Genomic DNA, 21,136 nt, shown 5'->3' with positions numbered 1-21,136 from the left:
CTGTACAGCGGAGGAGACCCTACTTGCTGAAGAGATGCATCGGGAACGTGGCCCAGAATGTAGCGATTTGTTCGGTCTCGTTCGTGGGATCAATGGTGGAGATGTGGCAACTCACCCACCCGGAACAGTCTCCGGGTTCGTACTCATGAGCACCATGTCATTGCGTGGTGTCGCCATGTCGTAAAATCCGACTATCGAGCATTTCTTTCCTTTGAAGCGCAGTTTGCACTTCTTTGACAAATGCGCCTCGGCCTCTTTGCGACTAAGACCGGACGACCAAAAGAACATATCGTCGTGAGTAGTATAAAGATAAAAATTGCTGTTCACCCCATGTGTGTCCAAGGCACATTCCATCCCCGTTGCGGATCTGCATCGGGCGAGGGCTTGTTCGGTAGCCTCAGCGTAGGTCGCTTTTCCGGTCGCCATCCAGACATGGCCAACCCATTCGGTGCCAACCGGTTCGGGCCTTGGGGAGGCAATTGCTCCGTACGATGCGATGCCTCGCGTTTCGGGCAAATGGGCAACAGTGCGCATGATGGGAATCATCACGGGGCGCTTTATGTGGGTTGAGGTGAAGGTCTCCTGCAACCGGCAGGCCTGCCCGGCTTCAGCGCACTGCTTGTGGAATGCCTTGATCGCATCGCTTTTCTTGTCACCCCATGCGGCGCGCATGTAACCGTCCGACCCCGGTCCGAATGCAGTTGTGCCGCCCGTGGATGAGCTTGCGACCACGCAGCCGCCACCCATGACCTTATTGCAGGCCTTCAGTGCCATGTCGGTTGCGTCCGAAACGGACATGGCGTTCCACACCGCCCAGACCTCGGTCGCGTCCTGGTGCCACACCAGCGCAGAGTGACCCGCCTGCCAGCTCTGGAGCAACGGAGCCGAATCCGCAGGACCACCACTGTCGTTGCCCTGACCGCCGTTATAGACATCTGGCGGTATGCAGCCCGGATTTCCGCCACTGGGAATCCCTGCGGGGCAGCTCTGGGCACTTGCCTTGTCAGGCGTGAGCAAACTCATGCCGAGCATCAATGCAGGTAGGCAGACAAGTCCAAAGCGGCGCAGCATATCAAGATCCGGTCTAAGGGTTTACACCGGAACTCAGCCTAATCGCCTGAAGGTGGGGCGCATATCTTTGGCAAAGCACTACTACATCGCGCTTCGTTGCGGTCTCATCGATCAAGACGAAAGAGCCACAGCTTCCCTTTGCCGACCCGGCGCTCTGCGTCGAGCATGAGGCCCTTGATGGCCACATCCTCATTGAAGGCGGTTTCGAGCGCGATCCAGGTTTCAGGCCCGATCCACCCGAGCCGCAACAACCGGTCGAGCGCGACCTCTCCCGCGCCCGATTGGTAAGGGGGATCGGCAAGAATCAGATCGAGTGGGCGGGTCGCCGCACGCAATTGCATCACCGAACCGGTTTCCACCCGGGTCTGCGCCTGCGCGCCCAAGGCGGTGATATTGGCGCGGATCACATCCACCGCCGCGCGGTCCTGCTCGACGAACAGGCAGTGGTCGGCGCCCCGTGACAAGGCTTCGAGCCCGAGCGCGCCGGAACCCGCAAACAGATCGGCGACCTGCAAGCCTTCGAAATCGCCCAGCCGGCTGGTCAGCATCGCAAACAGCGTTTCGCGTGCGCGGTCGGCTGTCGGACGTGTGGCTTCACCTTTGGGCGCGGCCAGCTTTCGCCCGCGCCATTGGCCCGCAATGATTCTCATTTCTTGGGCCCACGCGACGGGGTGTTGCGTGTCGGCGCCGGCCGCTTGCGCGCGCCTGCGCCGGAGCGCGGCGGGCGGGGGCCGTCAGCACCCTTGCGTGGGGCGTTGGTCAGCGTTTCGCGGCCTCCGCGCGCGGCAGGCGGTGCGGTCGGGATTTTGCGCGGACCTCTTTCGGTCGCATCTGCGGGTTTGCGCCGATTGGATGATGCGGCATCACCGCCGACTTGCGGGGCAGGGCGCGGCGCAGGCCGTGCCGAGGGTCCTTTTCGTGCTGGTGGGCGCGGGGGACGCGGGGTCTGCTCCGGGGCAGCAATCACCACCTTGTCGGCCTTTTTGACCCCGCCGCGCGGGATCGGCGTCCCGGTCATCTCCGACAGGAAATGCGCCACCGGCTTGCCGGTCAGCTCCACAGCCTGACCGCGCGGCAGATCGCCGATGTTGAACGGGCCGTAACCGGTGCGGATCAGGCGGTTCACCTGAAGGCCCAGATATTCGAGCACGCGCCGCACTTCGCGGTTCTTGCCTTCGGTGATGGTTATTTCGATCCACAGGTTGCGCCCGCTGCTGCGTTCGAGATTGGCGTCGATCGAGCCGTAGCGCACGCCTTCGATCTCCACGCCGTCCATCAGGTCTTCAAGCTGCGACTGCGTCACCACGCCAAAGGCGCGCGCGCGGTAGGTGCGCGGCACTGCGGTGGCTGGCAGCTCCATCGTGCGCTTCAACCCGCCGTCATTGGTGAGCAGCAGTAGGCCTTCGGTGTTCAAATCGAGCCGCCCGATCGGGATCAGCCGCGGGGTGCCGGGCGGAAGGGCATTGCGCAGCGCGGTATAGATCGTGGGGCGACCTGCCATGTCGCGCTCGGCAGTGATCAGGCCGGTGGGCTTGTTGAACGCGAAAAGCCGCGTCGCTTCGGCCGCTGCCACCGGATTGCCATCCACCGTGACGCCCTTGAGGCTGGCAAGGATCGTTGCGGGGGTATCGAGCACCTTGCCGTCCAGCGCGACACGCCCTTCGGCAATCATCCGCTCGATCTCGCGGCGGCTGGCGACGCCGGCGCGGGCGAGCAGCTTGGCGATGCGGTCGCCCTCGGGGCGATTTTCGGAGCGGGGGGGCTGGGTGGGCATGGGAGCGGCGACTAGGCGGTCAGGGGGTTGCCCGCAAGGCTTCGCTCACGATCTGGTCAAACCGCGCGATCCCGCCTTCCAGCGTGCCGAGCGTGATGTGGCTTACCGCGCCGCTGGAAAGGCCCTGCTGGCCAAGCTCTGCCGCGCGGAAATCCTCGCTGGCGAAGACCCCGCCGTCGAGCAGGTTCCAGCTCTTCTCCCAATGCGCCAGCGCCTTTTCGTTCGCGGGTGCCTCGGGAATGAGCATGAAATCCTCGACGAGAGTGAGATCGGCTGCCTGCGGCATCAGCACCATCACGTTCACGTAATCGGGGCTGGGGACGATGATCGTGGCCGGGAGCAGCTGGTAGGCAAAGGTCACCACCCGGCGTAAGCTTGCCATGTCGGTGAGGTCGATCCCCTCCATCTCCTCGAGCCGCCCGACTGCCGAGCGCTGGTGCGGGCCGATCTGGTCGCCTGCCGTGATCCCGTCCTTGAAGAAGGGGCCGATAGTGGAGGCGTGCAGGCGTGTCACATGATAGCTTTCGAGGAAGGCATCCATGATGAGCTTCCAGTTGCCCTTCACCGTGTGGAGCTTGCGCCGGAACAGATGCGCCTGCGGCAGACCGAAGGCGTCGAGATCATTACCCAGATTTTGGGCATCGCCGAAGTCGGCTTTAGCGTCGGGCGCGAACCAGATGAGGCCGCCTGCCTCGATCGTAGGCAGCTCCACGAGACCGTAATCGGCCTTGTCGAGCCCAGGGAAGGTTTCAGGGCGGGGCAGGGCCATCAGCCCGCCGTCAAGCCTGTAGGTCCAGGCGTGATAGGGACAGACGAGCCGCTTGGCGCATTGCACCTCGCTCCCCTCGACCAGTCGCGTGCCCCGGTGGCGGCAGACGTTGAGGAAGACATGGGCCCGGCCATCGTTGTCGCGGGTGATGAGCAGCGGGCGGCCTGTGGCATCATGCGGCACCGCCATGCCGGGATCGGGGAGCAGCGCGGAGGGAGCGATGACCTGCGGCAGCCGGTCAAACAGCGCTGCCTTCTCGCGCGCGAAATGATCGGGGCAGGTGTAATTGCTGGCCGGAACCGTCTGGATCCCGCCTGCGACCTTCGCGCGGTCCTCGCGGATCGCCTCGGCCAGCGCCAATTGGCCGGGAGTGGGGCGCAAACCGGGGACAGCGGTTTCAACCTGGTTCATGCTCTCTTTCCCAAACCTCTCGTGCAGGGCTAATGTCGCAGATATTCGCGCCAACGGGAAGGACGCTAGTGCATGGCCGGGGATACTGAGGCGAAGGTTAAGCCCGGCTGGCGAACGCTGTTTCGCGCGCTGCGCAGCCCCAAGGCCGGGTTCATGCTGGTTTTCGGCTTCGCGCAAGGTCTGCCCCCGGCACTGTTCCTCGGCACGCTCTACGCGTGGCTTTCCGAGGCAGAGGTCGATCTGGAGACGATGGGCGTTTTCTCGCTGGTGGGGCTGGCCTATGCCTTTCAGTTCCTGTGGTCACCCTTGCTCGACAAGGTCGATATTCCCGGATTGCGCAGACTGGGCAAGCGCAAGCAGTGGATCGCGCCGATGCAGCTTGTCATCGGCATCGCGCTGGTGGTGATGAGCTTCCTCGATCCCAAGAATGCGCTCGCCTGGTTCAGCCTGCTGGCCGCGATCGGCGCCTTTGCCAGCGCCACGCAGGACATAGCCATCAACGCGTGGCGGATTGATGTGGCCGACGAGGTGGCGACGATCGATATTCTTTCGACCATCACCCAGATGGGCTTCCGCCTTGCCTCGCTGGTGGGCGGCGCAATCGGTCTGATCATGGCCGACCGTTATGGCTGGCCGTTCGTCTATGTGATGTTCGGCGGCTTCATGCTGGCGATCGGCATCGCCGGACTGTTCGCGCCCGACGCGCATGTGACCGAAGACCGCGTGGCCAATGCCGCCGCCAACCGTGTCGAAGTGGCAGAGCTTTATGCCGTGGGCGAAGTGACTCCGCGTGTGCGCAACAGAGCCTTGTTGGCGGTTGGTCTGCTGTGGGCCTGGGCGATTGTCACGGTGGTGGTCTTCATGGTCCGCTCCATGACCGAAAGCCCCGAAACCCGCCCTGACGTGTCGGCTTTCACCACGAACTACGGCCCGCTGATCGTCCTTGCGACAATCGTCTTGCCCGCTTTCATCGCAGCCTGGGTGGTCAAGCAGAAGCGTGACGGCGTCAATGTGATGACCGCATTGCCGGAAAATGGAATGGAGCGCCCCATCGGCTTTGCCGACCATCTCTACCGCGCACTGGTGTTGCCGCTGGTCGAGTTTGTCAGCCGGATGGGGTGGTCGCTGATGCTGGTTCTGGCGCTGGTGCTGACCTACCGCATCACGGATTCGGTGTGGGGCGTGTTTGCCTACCCGTTCTACCTCAAGGAATTGGGTTACACGGGTGAGGAGGTGGCCTTTGCGTCGAAGATCCTCGGCATTTTTGCTGTGTTGATCGGGCTAGCGTTGGGGGGCTGGCTGATTACCGTGCTGGGGCGCATGTTCATGCTCACCTTCGGCGCCATCATCGCCGCCGCGACGAACCTGCTCTACGCCGATCTCGCACTTGGGGGTGCGCGAATGCAGGCGGCGAGCGATGCGATCGGCTTTACCTGGCTGGTGAACAGCACCGCGCAGGGGCTGGCACCATTGTTCTTTGTGGCTGCGCCGCCATCGGAAGGTCTGGCACGGCTGGCCTTTACGATCTTCTGGGAAAACCTCGCCATCGGCATAGCCGGGGCGGCTTACATCGCGTGGCTCTCGAGCATCGTGGCCAAGCGTTATGCGGCGGTGCAATTCGCGCTGCTCGCATCGCTGACGCTGCTGATCGGGACTTTGGGGCGCGGCGCGCTGGGGCAGATGATCGAGGTTCGCGGCTATTACTTCGTCTTCATCTTTACGGCCCTGATCGGCGTGGTGGCCGTGGTGCTGTGCGCGCTCGAATGGTGGCGGCAGGCGCGCGCTGGCGCAGCGAGCGGCGTGGTGCAGCCCGACCCGGTATTGGCGGCCTAGTCCGGTAGCTCGTTATTGAGCCGCAGCACTTCGCCCGCGAGGTAGAGCGATCCGGCGATCAGGATGGGCAACCCGTCGTCCGGGATCATCGCCAGAGCGCTCGGCACGTCGGGTGCGCGGCGGGCGGCGGGGCCGAAGGCGGAGGCGGGGTGCCATTCGTGTCCGGGTACCGGCACAGCCGTGATGCTCGCCAGCGAATGCCCGAGCGGACCAATCAGCGAGGCCGGGTCTTTACCCTCGATCATGCCGATGACGAGGTGGATGCGGCGCAAGGGATTGGCGGGATCGGCCACGCCAGCGCCGAAGAAACGCGCGATCGCCTGTCCGGCATCGGGGTTGTGTCCGCCGTCGAGCCATACTTCGCGCCTGTCCACCAGCGGGCCGGGGGACAGGCGCTGCATCCGCGCGGGCCATATGGCGGCGGCCAAACCCGCTTTCATTGCCGCCTCGCTAACCCGCACCTTGTCCTGAAACCGGAGCATCGCGACCGCGAGACCGGCGTTGTGCACCTGATGCCGCCCGGTAAGGCCCAGCCGGGCATGGAAATAGCAGGCTTGTCCCTCGCCATAGACCAGCACAGTGTTGTTTCCCGTCGGCTTGGCGGCCCACGCGCCGTAAAGGCCGCAGGGAAACTGCGGAGCGCCGACGATTGCGGCGACACCTTGAATGGCAGCCCGTGACTGGGGCAGGTGAAGATCTCCCATCGTCACCAGCGGAACGCCCTTCTTGGCGATTCCTGCCTTCTCGAACGCAATCCGCGCCATCGGCTCCTTGGGCACGCCTTCCTCGGGCGCGAGCAGGAAGCGTTCGTGATCCAGCCCCAGCGCCGCGATCCCGCAGGCCGCCAGCGCCTCGGGCTCCAGCACATTGGTCGCATCGAAGCGTCCGCCCATGCCGACCTCGGCCACGCAGACATCTGCGGGCGTGCGGCTGAAGGCGAGGAAGGCGGCGGCGATGGTGACTTCGAAGAAGCTGGGGCCGAGGTCCTCACCGGCGTCGAGCACCTCCTTGAGCACATCAGCCAGCATCGCGTCGGAAATCAGTTCTCCCGCCAGCCGGATGCGCTCGTTGTAGCGCACAAGGTGGGGCGAGGTGGTGACGTGGACCTTGTAGCCCTCCGCTTCCAGCATCGCGCGCAGGAAGGCGCAGGTCGAACCCTTGCCGTTGGTCCCCGCGACATGGAACACCGGCGGCAGTTGGCGGTGGGGATTGCCAAGCCGCTCCATCAAGGCGCGGATCGTCTCCAGCCCGAGCCGCCCTTGGGGAAGACTCAGAGCGGCAAGGCGATCAAGCTGGGCCTGAACGCGCGGGTCGTCGGATTTGCCGAAGTCTCTCATCGACTTGCCCACCCCCGGCCCCTCCCGCAAACGGGAGGGGAGAGTTACGCCGCCTTCACCGGCTGGAGATAGTCCAGCACTTGCGCCAGCGTGGCCTTCAACTCGCGGCGGTGGACGACCATGTCGACCATGCCGTGTTTGTGGAGATATTCAGCGCGCTGGAAGCCTTCGGGCAGCTGTTCGCGGATCGTATCCTGGATCACCCGCTGTCCGGCAAAGCCGATCAACGCGCCCGGTTCGGCAATGTGGATATCACCGAGCATCGCGTAGCTCGCGGTGACGCCGCCGGTGGTCGGATCGGACAGCACCACGATGTAGGGCAGCCCTGCCTGCTTCAGCCGCCGCGTCATCACCGTCGCGCGCGGCATTTGCATCAGGGAGAGAATCCCCTCCTGCATCCGCGCGCCGCCCGCCGCTGTCACCACGACATAGGCGCATTTGCGATCCAGAGCCTTTTGCGCACCTTCACAGAAGGCCTGCCCCACGGCCATGCCCATCGAGCCGCCCATGAAGCTGAAATCCTGCACACCGACCACGGCGGGGCGGGTATCGATACTGCCCGAACCGACGACGAAGGCATCCTCATGCGGGTTCGCGGCGCGCGCGGCCTTGAGGCGGTCGGTGTATTTCTTGGTGTCCTTGAACTGCAGCGGGTCCTCGGTGACCTTGGGCAGCGGCAGCACCTCGAAGCCCGGATCGAGCAGCAGCCCGAGCCGCGCATCCGCGCCGATGCGGCCGTGATGCTCGCATTTCGGGCAGACGCTGAGGTTATCCTCGTACTCGGCCACGAACAGCATTTCCTGGCACGAAGGGCACTTGATCCACAGATCCTTCTCGGTCGTGGCCTTCTTGTCGGCGGAGAAGCCGAGCGAGTTACGGACGCGGTTGAACCAGTTCATGGGCGGTGTCCTAACCTCTTTTGGTCGTCATTGCGAGCCGAAGGCGAAGCAATCCATGGACCGATGTTGCCGCGTGGAGCAAGGGCGGGCTATGGATTGCCGCGTCGCTGCGCTCCTCGCAATGACGAATTTCAGCGGGCGGTATGCACCGCTTCGGCGAGCGCGGCGGTGAGGGTCTTGAGATGGGCCGGAGCCTCAGCGCCATATGTGCCACAAATCTCCACCAGCGCAGATCCGACGACCACGCCGTCCGCAACCTTGGCGATGGCGGCGGCTTGCTCGGGGGTGCGAACGCCGAAGCCGACCGCTACGGGGAGATCGGTTGATTGCTTCATGCGTGAAACGTTCTCAGCGATGCTGGCAATTTGCGCCTGCTGCTTGCCTGTAATTCCGGCGACCGAGACGTAGTAAAGAAACCCTTCGCAACCAGCGAGCACTTGCGGCAGCCGGGCAGCATCGGTGGTAGGGGTAGCAAGGTAAATTTGGGCAATGCCCTTGGCGCGCAAGGCCGGGCCGAGCGCATCGTCTTCCTCGGGTGGAATGTCGACGCAGATTACGCCGTCAACGCCCGCAGCTGAAGCAGCCTCGGCGAACCATTCCGGCCCGCGCCGCACCATCGGGTTGGCATAGCCCATCAGCACCAGCGGCACGTTGGGGTGGCGGGCGCGGAATTCGGCGGCGTAGCGCAGCACATCGGCTGTGGTCGTGCCCGCACCCAGCGAGCGCAGATTGGCGCTCTGGATCGCGGGGCCATCGGCCATCGGATCGGTGAAGGGCATGCCGAGTTCGATCACATCAGCACCGGCTTCGACCAGCGCATCGAGATTGGCCGCAGTGTCGCCATCGCCTGCGGTGATGAAGCAGACGAGCGCGGGGCGAGGGGCGGCGAAGGTGGTGGTGAGGCGGTTAGTCACTTAGCCCTCTCCCCTTCAGGGGAGAGGGTTGGGAGAGGGGGCGAGGCCCGCAACACTGAAATGACCTCACTCAATCGTACCAACACACCCTCCATGTTGCCCATAACGTCGCTGTTCGAGAACCGGATCACAGTGTGACCTTTCGATTCCAGAAACCGCGTGCGGACCGCGTCATACGCTTCATTTGTCGCATGGCTATCCCCGTCGATCTCAATCACCAGCTTTGGATCGTTCGCCGCAAAGTCCACGATATAGTCACCGATCACCTTCTGGCGGCGGAACTTGACGTTCGCGAACCGCTCTGCCCGCAATGCCAGCCACATCCGCGTTTCCGGTTCGGACATTTCTTTGCGCATTGATTTGGCGCGTTGAGTGAGGATCGGATCACGCATAGTGGCTCGCTTTCTTCCCCTCTCCCAACCCTCTCCCCTGAAGGGGAGAGGGCTATTTGTTCAAAGCTCCACTCCCAGACGCTCCGCGACGGTGAAGATATCCTTGTCGCCGCCCCCTCATGGCAATCCAAGCGCAAAACGGCGATACGAGCAGCACGCCAAGGTATGATCCCCACGTGTTTTGGTCCGGAAGTGCGAACTCGCCCGTCTGTAACCTAAAGCCGATGCTTACCCCGACCGACATGGCAACCATGTGGACGATCGTCCATTTCACGAAGGCGGGAAGCGCATTCAAAGCTCAACCCCCAGACGCTCCGCCACGGTGAAGATATCCTTGTCGCCGCGCCCGCACAGATTCATCAGCACGATGCTGTCCTTGGGCATGGTCGGCGCGACTTTCGCCACGGCGGCGATCGCGTGCGAGGGTTCCAGCGCGGGAATGATCCCCTCGGTGCGGCACAGAAGCTGGAAGCCTTCCAGCGCCTCGTCATCGGTGACGGCGGTGTAATCGACGCGGCCCGATTCCTTCAGCCACGCGTGCTCCGGGCCGATGCCCGGGTAATCGAGGCCTGCGCTGATCGAGTGGCCTTCGGTGATCTGGCCGTCCTCGTCCTGCAACAGGTAAGTGCGGTTGCCGTGGAGCACGCCGGGAGTGCCGCCCAGAAGGCTCGCGGCGTGCTCGTCACCGTCGAGGCCGTGGCCCGCCGCTTCCACGCCAAGCATCTTCACCGATGCATCGTCGAGGAAAGGATGGAACAGCCCCAGCGCATTCGATCCGCCGCCGATGCAGGCGACCAATAGGTCGGGCAGGCTGCCGGTGCGGCTAAGCATCTGCGCGCGCGCTTCCTTGCCGATCACGCTCTGGAAGTTGCGCACCATCTCGGGATAGGGGTGCGGACCGGCCGCGGTGCCGATGATGTAGAAGGTGTCGTGGACGTTCGCGACCCAGTCACGCAGCCCTTCGTTCATCGCGTCCTTCAGCGTCGCGCCGCCGCTGGTGACGGGGATCACTTCCGCGCCAAGCAACTTCATGCGGAACACGTTGGGCGATTGCCGCTTCACGTCCTCGGCGCCCATGTAGATCACGCAAGGCAGGCCGAAGCGCGCGCATACCGTAGCGGTTGCTACGCCGTGCTGCCCCGCGCCGGTCTCGGCGATGATGCGGGTCTTGCCCATCCGGATCGCGAGCAGAATCTGGCCGATGCAATTGTTGATCTTGTGCGCGCCGGTGTGATTGAGCTCGTCGCGCTTGAACCACACCTGCGCGCCGCCCAATTCCTCAGTGAGGCGCGGCGCGAAATAGAGCGGGCTTGGACGGCCGACGTAATGCTCCATCAGATCGTCGAACTCGGCCTGAAACGCCGGGTCGGCCTGCGCCTTGCGGTATTCACGCTCGAGATCGAGCACCAGCGGCATCAGCGTCTCGGCGACATAGCGTCCGCCGAACTGGCCGAAATGGCCGCGCTCGTCGGGCTGGTTGCGGAAGGAGTTGAGAGGTGTGTTCATAGCCGTGCCGCTTTGCAGAAGGCGGCGATTCTGTCCATGTCCTTGAGGCCGGGCGCGCTTTCTACGCCTGAGGAGGTGTCGACCAGCGGCGCGCGCGTCAGGCGGATTGCTTCGGCAACATTGGCAGGGGTCAACCCGCCCGCAAGGCCCCAGGCAAGCGGCGCCTGCCATCCGGCCAGCAGACTCCAGTCGAAGGAGGTGCCGTTGCCGCCGGGCAGCGAGGACGCGGGGGCATCGAGCAGCACGCGGTCTGCCGCGCCGCGGAATTGTTTGGCATCCTTGAGCGCGGCGGCATCCTTCACCGCGAGCGCGCGCCAGACTTCGATGCCGGTCTGCGCGCGAAAGCGGGCGAGGGCGTCGGGGGTCTCGGCCCCGTGGAACTGCACCACGTCAGGCGCGACTGTGCGCACCGCTTCAGCGAGCACTTGCGCGGTGGGGTTCACCAGCAGCAGCACCGCCTGCACGTGCGCGGGAACCAATGCCCGCAACCGGCCCGCTTCGGCGAGGGACAGGTGGCGCGGGCTTTTGGCGAAGTGGACGAAGCCGACATGGCTCGCCCCGCTGCCGATCGCGGCTGCGAGGGTTTCAGGCGTCGAAATGCCGCAGATCTTGACGAGTGTGCCGGTCATGGCCGCCAGTTAGGCCGACCCGAGCCGCTTTTCCAGCACCACGAAAGTGATCGGCGGATCGCGGGGCACCGGGAAGGGGCGCGTTTCGCCGGTGCGGGCATAGCCGCGCCGTTCGTACCACGCGATCAGCGCGGCGCGGCTGTCGATCACGGTCATCTCCATTGCCGCGATGCCGAGGGCGCGCGCATGATCCTCCGCCGCTCCGAGCAACCTGCCGCCGAGGCCCGCCGATTGCAGATCGGGCGAAACGCACAGCATGCCGAGATAGGCGAGAGCAGCGTCCTTGCGAGTCACCGCCACGCAGCCGGTCAGATCTTGGCCCTCGCGCGCTGTCAGGATCGTCACCGCCGGATCGGCGAGCAGCGCTTCAATCTCGCCCGGCGCGATGCGTTCATCGTCGAGGATGTCGGCCTCATGGTTCCACCCCCGCCGCGCCGAGTCCCCGCGATAGGCCGCTTCGAGCAGAGCCTTGAGCGCGGGGGCATCCGCGGGGGTAGCGGTGGTGATCGTGAGGGTGTCGTGCATGGGGATTCAGTCGTTCTGGATCAGCCGTAGCAGCGTTCCATCCGGGTCAATCAGATAGGCGATGGTCAGTCCGCTCGGGTCGGGTGCGGCGGGATGGTAGCGGGGAATGCCCCGGCGCGCATCGGGCACGCCGCTCGCTGCAACCTGCGTCATCATTGCTGCGAGATCATCAAGCCGCAGGCAGCAGCTGAACGACGACTGGTAGGGATCAAGATCGGGAAAAGGGAAGAACTCGATCGTCACATCGCCGCGCGACAGGATCATCCACCCGTTCGAGCGATAATCTTCTTCGAAACCGAGTTTGGCATAAAACGCCGCCGTCGCGGCAAAATCACGCGCTGGCAGGTTGGGGGTCGCGTGGTCTGCCATCAAGGACTGCTATAACGTCGCTTCGATCGCCCGCGCCGCGGCGACCGGGTCTTCGGCGCGGCTGATCGGCCGGCCGATGACCAGCACGCTCGCGCCATTGTCGCGGGCCTGGCGGGGGGTGACGACGCGTTTCTGGTCGCCGGTGCCGTTGCCGTTGGGGCGCAGACCGGGGACGACGAAGTAACCGTCGCGCCACGCCTTTTTCACCATGCCGACTTCCTGACCCGAACACACGATCCCGTCGAGCCCCGCCGCGTGGGCGAGTTCGGCAAGGCGCATGACCTGCGTTTCGGCGCTGCCATAGACACCGGTCGAGGTGAGGTCGTTCGCGTCCAGACTGGTGAGCATGGTCACCGCGACAACCTTTGTCCCGGCTGCCGCTGCCGCCTTGGCATCCTCCATCATCGCGCGCCCGCCGCTGGCGTGGACAGTAACGATGGCGGGTTCATAAACGTGGATCGCCTGCATCGCGGCGGCGACCGTGTTGGGAATGTCGTGGAACTTGAGATCGAGGAAGATCGGCAGGCCGAGATGTGCAATCTCGTGCACCCCGTGGCTGCCGTGCGCACAGAAGAACTCGAGCCCGAGCTTCACGCCGCCGATATGCGCCTTGACCTTGGTGACCAGCGCCTTGGCCGGTTCAAGCTGGGGTACGTCGAGCGCGAGGTAGATAGGATTGCTCATTCGCCCGCGCCTCCATCGCTGCCGGTGTCGGAAGGGCTGAACACGTCCGCCGGTTCTCCCGCAGTTTTGCCGGAGTTTTCCACAGGTCTGTCCGCCGCGTGAGACGCGGAAGCCGCCGTGTCGAGATCGGCGCGATGCGCCAGCGCCGAGTTCTTCAGAGAATTCTCCAGCGTCCGGATGCGGCGGTTCAGCTGCCAGGTGACGCTGCGATGCAAGGCCCACATCGGCAGGAAGCCCGCCAGGAAAGCCAGCAGCGCCAGCACCGGCACCTTGGTTTCAAGCACGAGGTTCTGCCACAGCAGCAGTTCGACCGGCTGCCAGTTGTAGATCGCAAAGATCAGGAAGCCGAAGGCCGCCAGAACCCAGAAAATGGTACGAAGGATCTTCACGAGGCGCGCTTCTCCCGATGGCCCATAACCGGCGCGAACCTAAGCCATTCCGCCGATGAGTCCAGCACCCCTGCCGTCACCCGAAGACCCGCGCGAAGATCGTGTCGATATGCTTGAAGTGGTAGCCGAGGTCGAACTTGTCCTCGAGCTGTGCGGGCGTAAGCGCAGCGGTGACGTCGGCATCGGCCTTGAGCAGATCGAGCAAGGACAGCGCCCCGTCCGATTCCCACACCTTCATCGCGTTGCGCTGCACCAGACGATAGGCGTCGTCGCGGGTCAGCCCCGCCTGGGTCAGCGCCAGCAGCACGCGCTGCGAATGGATCAGCCCGCCCATGCGGTTGAGGTTCTTCTCCATCCGCACCGGATAGACGAGCAGCTTGTCGACCACGCCGGTCAGCCGCGCGAGCGCGAAGTCGAGCGTGATGGTCGCATCCGGGCCAATGTAGCGCTCGACCGATGAGTGGGAAATGTCCCGCTCATGCCACAACGCGACGTTCTCGAGCGCGGGGGTGACGGCGGAACGTACCACGCGGGCAAGGCCGGTGAGGTTTTCGGTGAGGATCGGGTTGCGCTTGTGCGGCATGGCCGAGGAACCCTTCTGGCCGGGCGAGAAATACTCCTCCGCCTCCAGAACTTCGGTGCGCTGCAAGTGGCGGATTTCGGTGGCGAGGCGCTCAATGCTGCTGGCGATGACGCCGAGCGTGGCGAAATACATCGCGTGACGATCGCGCGGGATGACCTGAGTGGACACCGGCTCGACCGCGAGGCCGAGCTGGTCAGCGACATATTCCTCCACCTGCGGATCGACATTGGCGAAGGTGCCGACCGCGCCCGAGATCGCGCAGGTCGCGATTTCGGCGCGCGCCGCCACCAGCCGCGCGCGGCAACGGTCGAACTCGGCATAGGCCTGTGCGAGCTTGAGGCCGAAGGTGACAGGCTCGGCGTGGATGCCGTGGCTGCGGCCGATGGTGGGGGTGTACTTGTGCTCTTCGGCCCGTGTCCTGATCGCGGCCAGCAGCGCATCGAGATCGGCCAGCAGAAGATCGCTCGCGCGGGCCAGTTGCACTGACAGCGTTGTGTCGAGCACGTCGGAGCTGGTCATGCCCTGATGCATGAAGCGCGCTTCTTCGCCCACCTGCTGGGCCACCCAATCGAGGAAGGCGATCACATCATGCTTGGTGACCGCCTCGATGGCGTCGATGGCTTCTACGTCGATCTTCGGATCGGTTGCCCACCAGTCCCATAGCGCCTTGGCCGCGCTCTGCGGCACCACGCCGAGGTCGGCGAGCTTCTGCGTCGCATGCGCCTCGATCTCGAACCAGATGCGATATTTCGCCTCCGGCTCCCACAGGGCGGTCATGGCGGGGCGGGCGTAGCGGGGGACCATGTTCGACTCCGGTTGGCGACTTTGGGGTAAGGCGTGTTCCGCGAGCGCCTAGGGAAGGGGGGCGATCAAGGCAAGGTCAGCGGGGTGTCGATCTGCCCCATCACCCGCGCTGCGGCGCGCCGCGTCATGTGGTTGTGGTCCCAGTAGTTGAGCTGTCCGTCCTGCATCACCAGGCAACGCCCGCCGGGGCAAAGCGTGTCGGCGGGGTCGATATAGGTGATACGCGGATCGCGCGCCGCCAGCGCCCGCAGGGTGGCGCTGACCTTGCGCCCTTCGGCCTTGGCGAGCGGGAAGCTGTCGCGGCAGGTCGCATTGCGCATGGCGCGGCAGCGCAGCCAGCCGCGTTCCATGTCGGGCCCTGCCGGCCATGCGGTGGGGGAATTGCCCATCAGGATCACCCGCGTTCCGGGCGGCAGGCGGTCAATGGTGCGCGTGATCGCGGCCAGCAGCGCAGGATTGGCCTTGGCCTCGGTATTGCCCAGCGATTCATCCGTTGCGCTGTCGAAAAGCTCGCGTTCCCAGCGCTGCGCCCAGATCACGGTCCCGACTTTGCGCGCATTCACCGTTTCGAGGAGTGTGTCCTTGAGCGCGTTGCAAACCTCGCCCTTGCCGTCGGTGCCGGGCCAGTTGGAAGCGCCCTCGGCGGCGAGGCAGCTGGGCTCGCTGATCACCGCACCGGGGCCGAAGCGTGCCTGCGCGGCTGCGTAATATTGCACGGCATGGCTGTCACCATAGAGGACGAAGCCCAATGAGCCTTCGGAAGGGATGGCCACCCGCAATGCTGCGCCATCAGGAATAATGCCGCCGACCCGCTGCGCCTCGGCCGCAGTATGCGGCAGCAGCGTGCGCGTGTATCCCGCCGCTCCGACTGCGAGCGGCACAGCCAGCGCCGCCGCACAGACTGCCAGCAACGCGCCGGGATGCGCCAGCCTCTGACGCCGCCGCACCGGTTCCTCGATAAAGCGCCACGAAAGCCAGCCGAGCCCGATTGATGCGCTCACGCACAGCGCCATGACGACCGGCGGAAGCGGGCCGAAGTGCATGTAATGCGCAAAGGCCAGCACCGGCTGGTGCCACAGATAGACGCCGAAAGAGATCAGCCCGAGCCATGTGAGCGGCCTGAAGGCGAGCACCTGTCCAGCCATGGTCTCGCGCCCCGCAAACAACAGCACCAGCGCCGCGCCGATGGTCGGCAGCAGGAACATCGGCCCGGGCGCAGGTGTCTCTGGCACGATCAGCACGAAAGCAGCGATGATCAGCCCAATGCCCAGTGCAGCCAGCCGTCCGTCGGCGCGCGGGGTGCGGGGGAGCGCCGCGCAAACCGCGCCGAGCATCAGCTCCCACAGGCGCGTCGGCAGGCTGTAGAACGCCGCTTCCGGCATCCGCGGTGCGAGCCACAGCGCCAGCGCGAAGCTGGCGAGGCCCAGCAGCACCATCATCGGCAGCATCAGCTTGCCATCGCGCCAGCGCCACATTGCCAGCAGCAGCAGCGGGAAGGCGAGATAGAACTGTTCCTCCACGCCCAGCGTCCAGGTGTGGATCAGCGGCAGGCTTCCTTCGACTCCGCCGAAATAGCCGACTCCTCCCGCGAAATGGATATTGGAGGCGAAGACCGATGCGGCGAAAAGCGCCTTGGCGAACTGGTGGAAGTCTTCAGGCGTCATGATCGCCCAGCCGCAGAGCATCGTGATCCACAGCATCACGGCAAGCGCCGGCACGATCCGCCGCACCCGCCGCTCCCAGAACGCCCGCAGGCTGAAGCGCCCGGCGGCATGTTCGCCAAGGATGATTGCGGTGATGAGATAGCCGCTGATGACGAAGAACACGTCGACCCCGGCAAAGCCGCCCGGCAGCAGCGCGGGCGCAGTATGGTGCAGCACCACCGGCGCGATGGCGAGCGAGCGCAATCCGTCGATCTCGGGCCGGTGCCCGATGGCAAGCGGCCCCGGCCGCGCTGATGCGGTCATCAGATCAGCCCCTTCGCCCTGAGGCTGGTATGCCCCTCGCGCCCGATGATCACGTGATCGTGGACGGTCACGCCCATATGCCGCCCCGCCTCGGCAATCCGCTGGGTGATCTGGATATCGGCGCGGCTCGGCTCGGGACTGCCCGAGGGGTGGTTGTGGACGAGGATCATCGCCGTTGCGCCCACATCCATCGCCCTGCGGATGACCTCGCGCGGGTGGATCGCGGCTTCGTCGATCGAACCGTCGCCGACGTGGTGATCCTCGATCAACCGGTTCTTGGTATCGAGATAGAGCACCCGCACACGCTCGACCGTCAGGTGCGCCATGTCCGTGGTGAGGTAATCGATCAGCGCCTGCCAGCTGCCGAGCACCGGCTTGTTGATGATCTCGCCCCGCGTCATGCGCCGGGCGGCGGTGGATACGGCCTTGAGGGCGGCGGCGCTGGTTTCGCCCACGCCCTTGACCCGCTGGAGCGCTTTGGGATCGGCATTGAGCACGCCTGCCAGACTACCGAACTGCGCGAGCAGCGCCTTGGCGACGGGCTTGGTATCGCCCTGTTTGATCGCGGCGAACAGCAGGTATTCGAGCACCTCGTAATCGGCCAGCGCCTCGGCCCCGCCGGTCAGCAGACGCGCACGCAGCCGCGCACGGTGGCCTTCCCCGGCGGATTTCCCCGCGTCGGACGAAGCCGCCACATTCTTTCCGAAATCGAAACCGTCTTCAGCTTCCGGCAATGCGCCCCCCGGAAAAGCGTTGATCCTGCAAGCCTCATTGCCTTTGGACGATGATGCGCGCAAGGGTTGGAGACGATGCCGGTGGCGGACGCGCAAGCTTTGGATGGACCGCAAGACGGCGGCGGGCGGCGGCTTTGGCCGCGCCGTTGGCGTACCCGGATCGCGCTTGGCGTGGCGGCGATCGCGCTGGTCGGCGGCAGCACCTCTTGGCTGAGCCGCGAGCAAATTGCCGCCGACGTGATCGACGGCTACCTCGCCGAAAGCGGCGTCGCGGCGACTTATGACATCGTCAGCCTGACCCCGCGCCAGCAGGTGATCGAGAACCTCGTGGTCGGCAATCCGGCACGGCCCGATCTCACCGTCCGGCGCATGGTGATCGAGCTGGGCGTAGGATGGGCAGGGCCCGAGGTGCGCCGCGTGACAGTGGAAGGCGCGCGGGTGTTCGCAACTTATCGCGGCGGCAAGTTCAGCCTCGGCGCGCTCGATCCGCTGGTGTTTACGGACAGCAAGGAGCCGCCTGCGCTCCCCGCCATCAATGTGACGCTGCGCGACGGGCGCGCTCTGCTGGACAGTGATTATGGACGGGTCGGGGTGAAGCTCGACGGGGCGGGGCGGCTGGATGATGGCTTTGCCGGAACCCTCGCGGCGACCGCGCCGGGGATCGGTGTCGAGGGATGCCGCGCAGGCAGCGCCACGCTGTATGGCAAGCTGACCACGACAAACGGGGCGCCCGGGATCAATGGCCCGCTGCGCCTCGCCGATCTTGCCTGCGGGGGCGCAAGCCTCGCACAGGCAGACATCGGCACCAAGGCGAGCCTGCGGCCCGATTTCGCCGCAGCCGAGGCCGATTTCCGTATCGAAGGCACGCGGGCCGCCTTTGCCGAATACGCGGGCGAGGGGCTGGCCGGCACGGCGGAACTGAGCTGGTCGCCCGGCCGCCTCGCGCTGGGGCATGATCTGGCGCTGACCGGCGTTGCCACCCCGCAGGGCAAGCTGGCGCGGCTGGCGGCTGAGGGCAGCTGGCGCGGGGCTCTGGACGGGGAGAGCGGCCAGTGGGAGGGCACCCTGCGTGGCACCGGCCTTGCACCCGCCACCGATTTCACCGCCAGCCTCGCCGCCATCGAGAAAGGGGCGCAAGGCACCTTGATTGCCCCGCTGATCGCCAAGGCGCGCGGCAGCCTTGATCGCAGTCTCAACGGCGCAAGCTTCCGTGCCGATGCGATCCTGCGCCACAAAGGGAGCGAAGCCTCGATCATCATCCCCGATGCGACCCTTTCCACCCGCAGCGGCACGCGCATTCTCGCGCTGTCACGCAGCAGCGCTACGCTCTCGGCCGCTGGCCTTTCGGGTCTGGGCGGCAATGTCATTGCGGGCGGGAAGGGTTTGCCGATCATCAACGGCCGGATCGGACAGGCGCGCGGCGGCGGCTGGACGATGCGCATGGCGATGGCCGAATATGCGGCAGGGGCCAACCGCATCGCAATCCCGCGCCTTTCCCTGCGCTCCACCAGCGGCGGGGCTTTTGCCTTTGATGGTCTGGTGATGGCGAGCGGCGACCTGCCCGGGGGCGGGGTGACTGACCTTAATGTGCCGCTGGAAGGCAGCTGGACGCCCGCGCGCGGTCTGGCGCTGGGCACGCGCTGCACGCCGGTGCGGTTTGCGAAGCTGGCTCTGTCCGGCCTCGCGCTCGATGGCAGGCAGATCACGCTCTGCCCCGAAGGCGGGGCGCCGATCCTCGCTTACGGCGATGCGCTGCGCTTTGCCGCGCGCACGGGGCCGCTCGATCTGGCGGGATCGCTGGGCGAAAGTCCGGCAATTCTCTCGGCAAGCAGTGCGGTGCTGCGCTATCCGCAGCCCTTCGCGGTCGAAAACCTCGCCGCGCGCATCGGCAGCGGGAACAGTGAAGTGCGCCTTGCCGCTGCCAGCCTCACCGGCAGCCTCGATGGCGCAATCGCAGGCGAATTCTCGGGCGGATCGGCGCGGCTCGCGGCGGTGCCGCTCGACCTTGATGCGATCACCGGCGGATGGACCTATGCCGATGGCGCGCTGCGGCTTGCTGGCGGGCAATTCACCCTGACCGACCGCCCTGCCGAAGGTGCCGCGCGTTTCTTCCCGCTGGCTGCCAATGGCGCGACGCTGACGCTCGCCGACAATCGCATCACTGCAGATGCAACGCTCCTCCACCCCGAATCGGGTCGCAGCGTCGCGAAGGTGGCCATCACCCACAACCTCGACACCGCAGCAGGCGGCGCGCGCATCACCGTGCCGGGAATCGCCTTCGACAAGGCGTTCCAACCCGAAGACCTGACTTACCTTGCCAAGGGCGTGATCGCCTTTGCCGATGGCACTGTCACCGGCGATGGCCGCGTGGACTGGCGCGGCGAGACCATCACCAGCAGCGGCACATTCCGTTCGGACGGCATCGATTTCGCCGCCGCTTTTGGCCCTGTGCGGGGGCTTAAAGGCAAGGTCGTCTTCACCGATCTCCTCAACCTCACCACCGCGCCGGATCAGACCGTCACCATCGCCGCGATCAACCCCGGGGTCGAGGTGCTGGCGGGCACGGTGCAGTTCGAGGTGAAGGACGGCACGCTGCTGGCGCTGGAAGACGCGCGCTTCCCCTTCATGGGCGGCACGCTGGTGATGCGTCCGCTGGCGATGGATTTCAGCCAGCCCGAGGAACGGCGCTACATCTTCGAGATCGTCGGGCTGGATGCCGCGCAGTTCGTGTCACAGATGGAGCTGAGCAATCTCAGCGCTACCGGCATCTTCGATGGCACGGTGCCGATTATCTTCGACAAGGACGGCAATGGCCGGATCGAGGGCGGCGTGCTTGTCGCGCGCGAGGGCGGGGGCAACATCGCCTATATTGGCGAGCTGACCTATGAAGACCTCGGCACGATGGGCAATTACGCTTTCTCGGCGCTGCGCTCGCTCGATTACAACCAGATGCGCGTCGGGCTGGGCGGCGATCTGGGCGGCGAGATTGTCACCAACTTCGATTTCGATGGCGTGCGGCAGGGGGCAGGCACCAGCCAGAACTTCGTGACCCGCCGCCTCGCCAAGCTGCCGATCCGCTTCAAGGTCAACGTCCGCTCGGAGAATTTCTACGAGCTGGCCACCATGGTGCGATCCTTCTGGGATCCCGAATTTGTCCGCAAGCCGGAAGATCTGGGGCTGTTCCGGCAAGACAACGGCCGGCTCGTGCCCATTGCGAAACCCGTTCAACCTCCCGAAAGCGAAGGCCAGCCATGATGCATCACGAATTGACCGCGCCAGAGCGCGCTGCCACATCCTCCCGCACAAGCGGGGAAGGGGCGGCAGCACCGATGGGGCGGCATTCGATATACAAGCGCCGGGCATTGATGGCCGCTAGCGCGATCCTTTCGGCGGGTGTGGCAGGATGTGTGAACATCGCAGCGCCCGACAAGCCGATCGTGATCGAGCTGAACATCAACATCCGGCAGGAAGTGATTTATCGGCTCGCAGAAGATGCAGCCAACACGATCGACGAGAATGCGGATATCTTCTGACCCCCGCGTCCGC

Annotated in this window: 20 protein-coding genes; 3 read left to right on the top strand and 17 right to left on the bottom strand. The window is 65.3% G+C overall.

The window, feature by feature from the left end; translation table 11 throughout:
* Positions 1 to 111: 111 nt before the first annotated feature.
* The 4 genes from KVF90_RS13240 to KVF90_RS13225 all read right to left on the bottom strand — a co-directional run bounded on the left by KVF90_RS13240 (position 112) and on the right by KVF90_RS13225 (position 4,025).
* The gene (locus KVF90_RS13240) at positions 112 to 1,071 is read right to left on the bottom strand and encodes a DUF4189 domain-containing protein (RefSeq protein WP_264392046.1); all 960 of its coding nucleotides are present in this window, start codon (positions 1,069 to 1,071) and stop codon (positions 112 to 114) included.
* A gap of 104 nt (positions 1,072 to 1,175) precedes the next feature.
* Positions 1,176 to 1,721: a 16S rRNA (guanine(966)-N(2))-methyltransferase RsmD gene (gene rsmD / locus KVF90_RS13235; RefSeq protein ID WP_264392045.1), complete on the bottom strand. Its 546-nt coding sequence runs from the start codon at positions 1,719 to 1,721 to the stop codon at positions 1,176 to 1,178.
* Positions 1,718 to 2,845, bottom strand: a complete 1,128-nt coding sequence (locus tag KVF90_RS13230; protein ID WP_264392044.1) for a pseudouridine synthase — start codon at positions 2,843 to 2,845, stop codon at positions 1,718 to 1,720. The genes rsmD and KVF90_RS13230 overlap by 4 nt, the downstream gene beginning before the upstream one ends.
* A 19-nt stretch (positions 2,846 to 2,864) precedes the next feature.
* On the bottom strand, positions 2,865 to 4,025 hold the full coding sequence (locus tag KVF90_RS13225; protein ID WP_264392043.1) for an aromatic ring-hydroxylating oxygenase subunit alpha: 1,161 nt from the start codon (positions 4,023 to 4,025) through the stop codon (positions 2,865 to 2,867).
* Positions 4,026 to 4,097: 72 nt separating this feature from the next.
* Here KVF90_RS13225 and KVF90_RS13220 point away from each other — a divergent pair, with 72 nt between their 5' ends.
* Positions 4,098 to 5,858, top strand: a complete 1,761-nt coding sequence (locus KVF90_RS13220) for an AmpG family muropeptide MFS transporter (RefSeq protein WP_264392042.1) — start codon at positions 4,098 to 4,100, stop codon at positions 5,856 to 5,858.
* On the opposite strand, the gene KVF90_RS13215 is transcribed toward KVF90_RS13220, so the two are convergent.
* From KVF90_RS13215 to radC, 13 genes are all read right to left on the bottom strand, one after another.
* A complete protein-coding gene (locus KVF90_RS13215) occupies positions 5,855 to 7,195 on the bottom strand; it encodes a bifunctional folylpolyglutamate synthase/dihydrofolate synthase (RefSeq protein WP_264392041.1) in 1,341 nt (446 codons plus the stop codon). The two genes, KVF90_RS13220 and KVF90_RS13215, sit on opposite strands and share 4 nt — an antisense overlap.
* A 44-nt stretch (positions 7,196 to 7,239) precedes the next feature.
* Complete coding sequence (accD, locus tag KVF90_RS13210) at positions 7,240 to 8,094, bottom strand: acetyl-CoA carboxylase, carboxyltransferase subunit beta (RefSeq protein ID WP_264392040.1); 855 nt, start codon at positions 8,092 to 8,094, stop codon at positions 7,240 to 7,242.
* A 131-nt stretch (positions 8,095 to 8,225) separates the two neighbouring features.
* On the bottom strand, positions 8,226 to 9,008 hold the full coding sequence (trpA, locus tag KVF90_RS13205) for a tryptophan synthase subunit alpha (RefSeq protein ID WP_264392039.1): 783 nt from the start codon (positions 9,006 to 9,008) through the stop codon (positions 8,226 to 8,228).
* Positions 9,005 to 9,400 (bottom strand): endonuclease domain-containing protein, encoded by a 396-nt coding sequence (locus tag KVF90_RS13200; protein WP_264392038.1) that lies wholly within the window; start codon positions 9,398 to 9,400, stop codon positions 9,005 to 9,007. Before KVF90_RS13200 ends, trpA begins: the two co-directional genes overlap by 4 nt.
* Positions 9,401 to 9,691: 291 nt before the next feature.
* A complete protein-coding gene (trpB, locus tag KVF90_RS13195) occupies positions 9,692 to 10,906 on the bottom strand; it encodes a tryptophan synthase subunit beta (RefSeq protein ID WP_264392037.1) in 1,215 nt (404 codons plus the stop codon).
* Complete coding sequence (locus KVF90_RS13190) at positions 10,903 to 11,535, bottom strand: phosphoribosylanthranilate isomerase (protein WP_264392036.1); 633 nt, start codon at positions 11,533 to 11,535, stop codon at positions 10,903 to 10,905. Before KVF90_RS13190 ends, trpB begins: the two co-directional genes overlap by 4 nt.
* A 9-nt stretch (positions 11,536 to 11,544) precedes the next feature.
* Complete coding sequence (locus KVF90_RS13185; protein WP_264392035.1) at positions 11,545 to 12,060, bottom strand: GNAT family N-acetyltransferase; 516 nt, start codon at positions 12,058 to 12,060, stop codon at positions 11,545 to 11,547.
* A 6-nt stretch (positions 12,061 to 12,066) separates the two neighbouring features.
* Entirely contained in the window at positions 12,067 to 12,429 is a 363-nt protein-coding gene (locus tag KVF90_RS13180) for a bleomycin resistance protein (protein ID WP_264392034.1), read from the bottom strand.
* A 9-nt stretch (positions 12,430 to 12,438) separates the two neighbouring features.
* On the bottom strand, positions 12,439 to 13,113 hold the full coding sequence (pyrF, locus tag KVF90_RS13175; RefSeq protein ID WP_264392033.1) for an orotidine-5'-phosphate decarboxylase: 675 nt from the start codon (positions 13,111 to 13,113) through the stop codon (positions 12,439 to 12,441).
* Positions 13,110 to 13,502, bottom strand: coding sequence for a DUF1049 domain-containing protein (locus tag KVF90_RS13170; protein WP_264392032.1), 393 nt, complete (start codon positions 13,500 to 13,502; stop codon positions 13,110 to 13,112). Before KVF90_RS13170 ends, pyrF begins: the two co-directional genes overlap by 4 nt.
* A 76-nt stretch (positions 13,503 to 13,578) precedes the next feature.
* Positions 13,579 to 14,889 (bottom strand): adenylosuccinate lyase, encoded by a 1,311-nt coding sequence (gene purB / locus KVF90_RS13165; RefSeq protein ID WP_264392031.1) that lies wholly within the window; start codon positions 14,887 to 14,889, stop codon positions 13,579 to 13,581.
* A gap of 65 nt (positions 14,890 to 14,954) precedes the next feature.
* On the bottom strand, positions 14,955 to 16,856 hold the full coding sequence (locus tag KVF90_RS13160) for an acyltransferase family protein (protein WP_264392030.1): 1,902 nt from the start codon (positions 16,854 to 16,856) through the stop codon (positions 14,955 to 14,957).
* On the bottom strand, positions 16,856 to 17,590 hold the full coding sequence (gene radC, locus KVF90_RS13155; RefSeq protein WP_413676988.1) for a RadC family protein: 735 nt from the start codon (positions 17,588 to 17,590) through the stop codon (positions 16,856 to 16,858). The genes KVF90_RS13160 and radC overlap by 1 nt, the downstream gene beginning before the upstream one ends.
* A gap of 75 nt (positions 17,591 to 17,665) precedes the next feature.
* Here radC and KVF90_RS13150 point away from each other — a divergent pair, with 75 nt between their 5' ends.
* Both KVF90_RS13150 and KVF90_RS13145 read left to right on the top strand, forming a co-directional pair.
* Entirely contained in the window at positions 17,666 to 20,845 is a 3,180-nt protein-coding gene (locus KVF90_RS13150; protein ID WP_264392029.1) for a YdbH domain-containing protein, read from the top strand.
* A 110-nt stretch (positions 20,846 to 20,955) separates the two neighbouring features.
* Complete coding sequence (locus tag KVF90_RS13145; protein ID WP_264394512.1) at positions 20,956 to 21,123, top strand: YnbE family lipoprotein; 168 nt, start codon at positions 20,956 to 20,958, stop codon at positions 21,121 to 21,123.
* Positions 21,124 to 21,136 lie beyond the last annotated feature (13 nt).

This window comes from Porphyrobacter sp. ULC335, assembly GCF_025917005.1.
In the GTDB taxonomy this organism is placed as follows: domain Bacteria; phylum Pseudomonadota; class Alphaproteobacteria; order Sphingomonadales; family Sphingomonadaceae; genus Erythrobacter.
The sequence above is the reverse complement of the archived record's forward strand: the minus strand, read 5'-3'. Positions and strand labels throughout refer to the sequence as shown.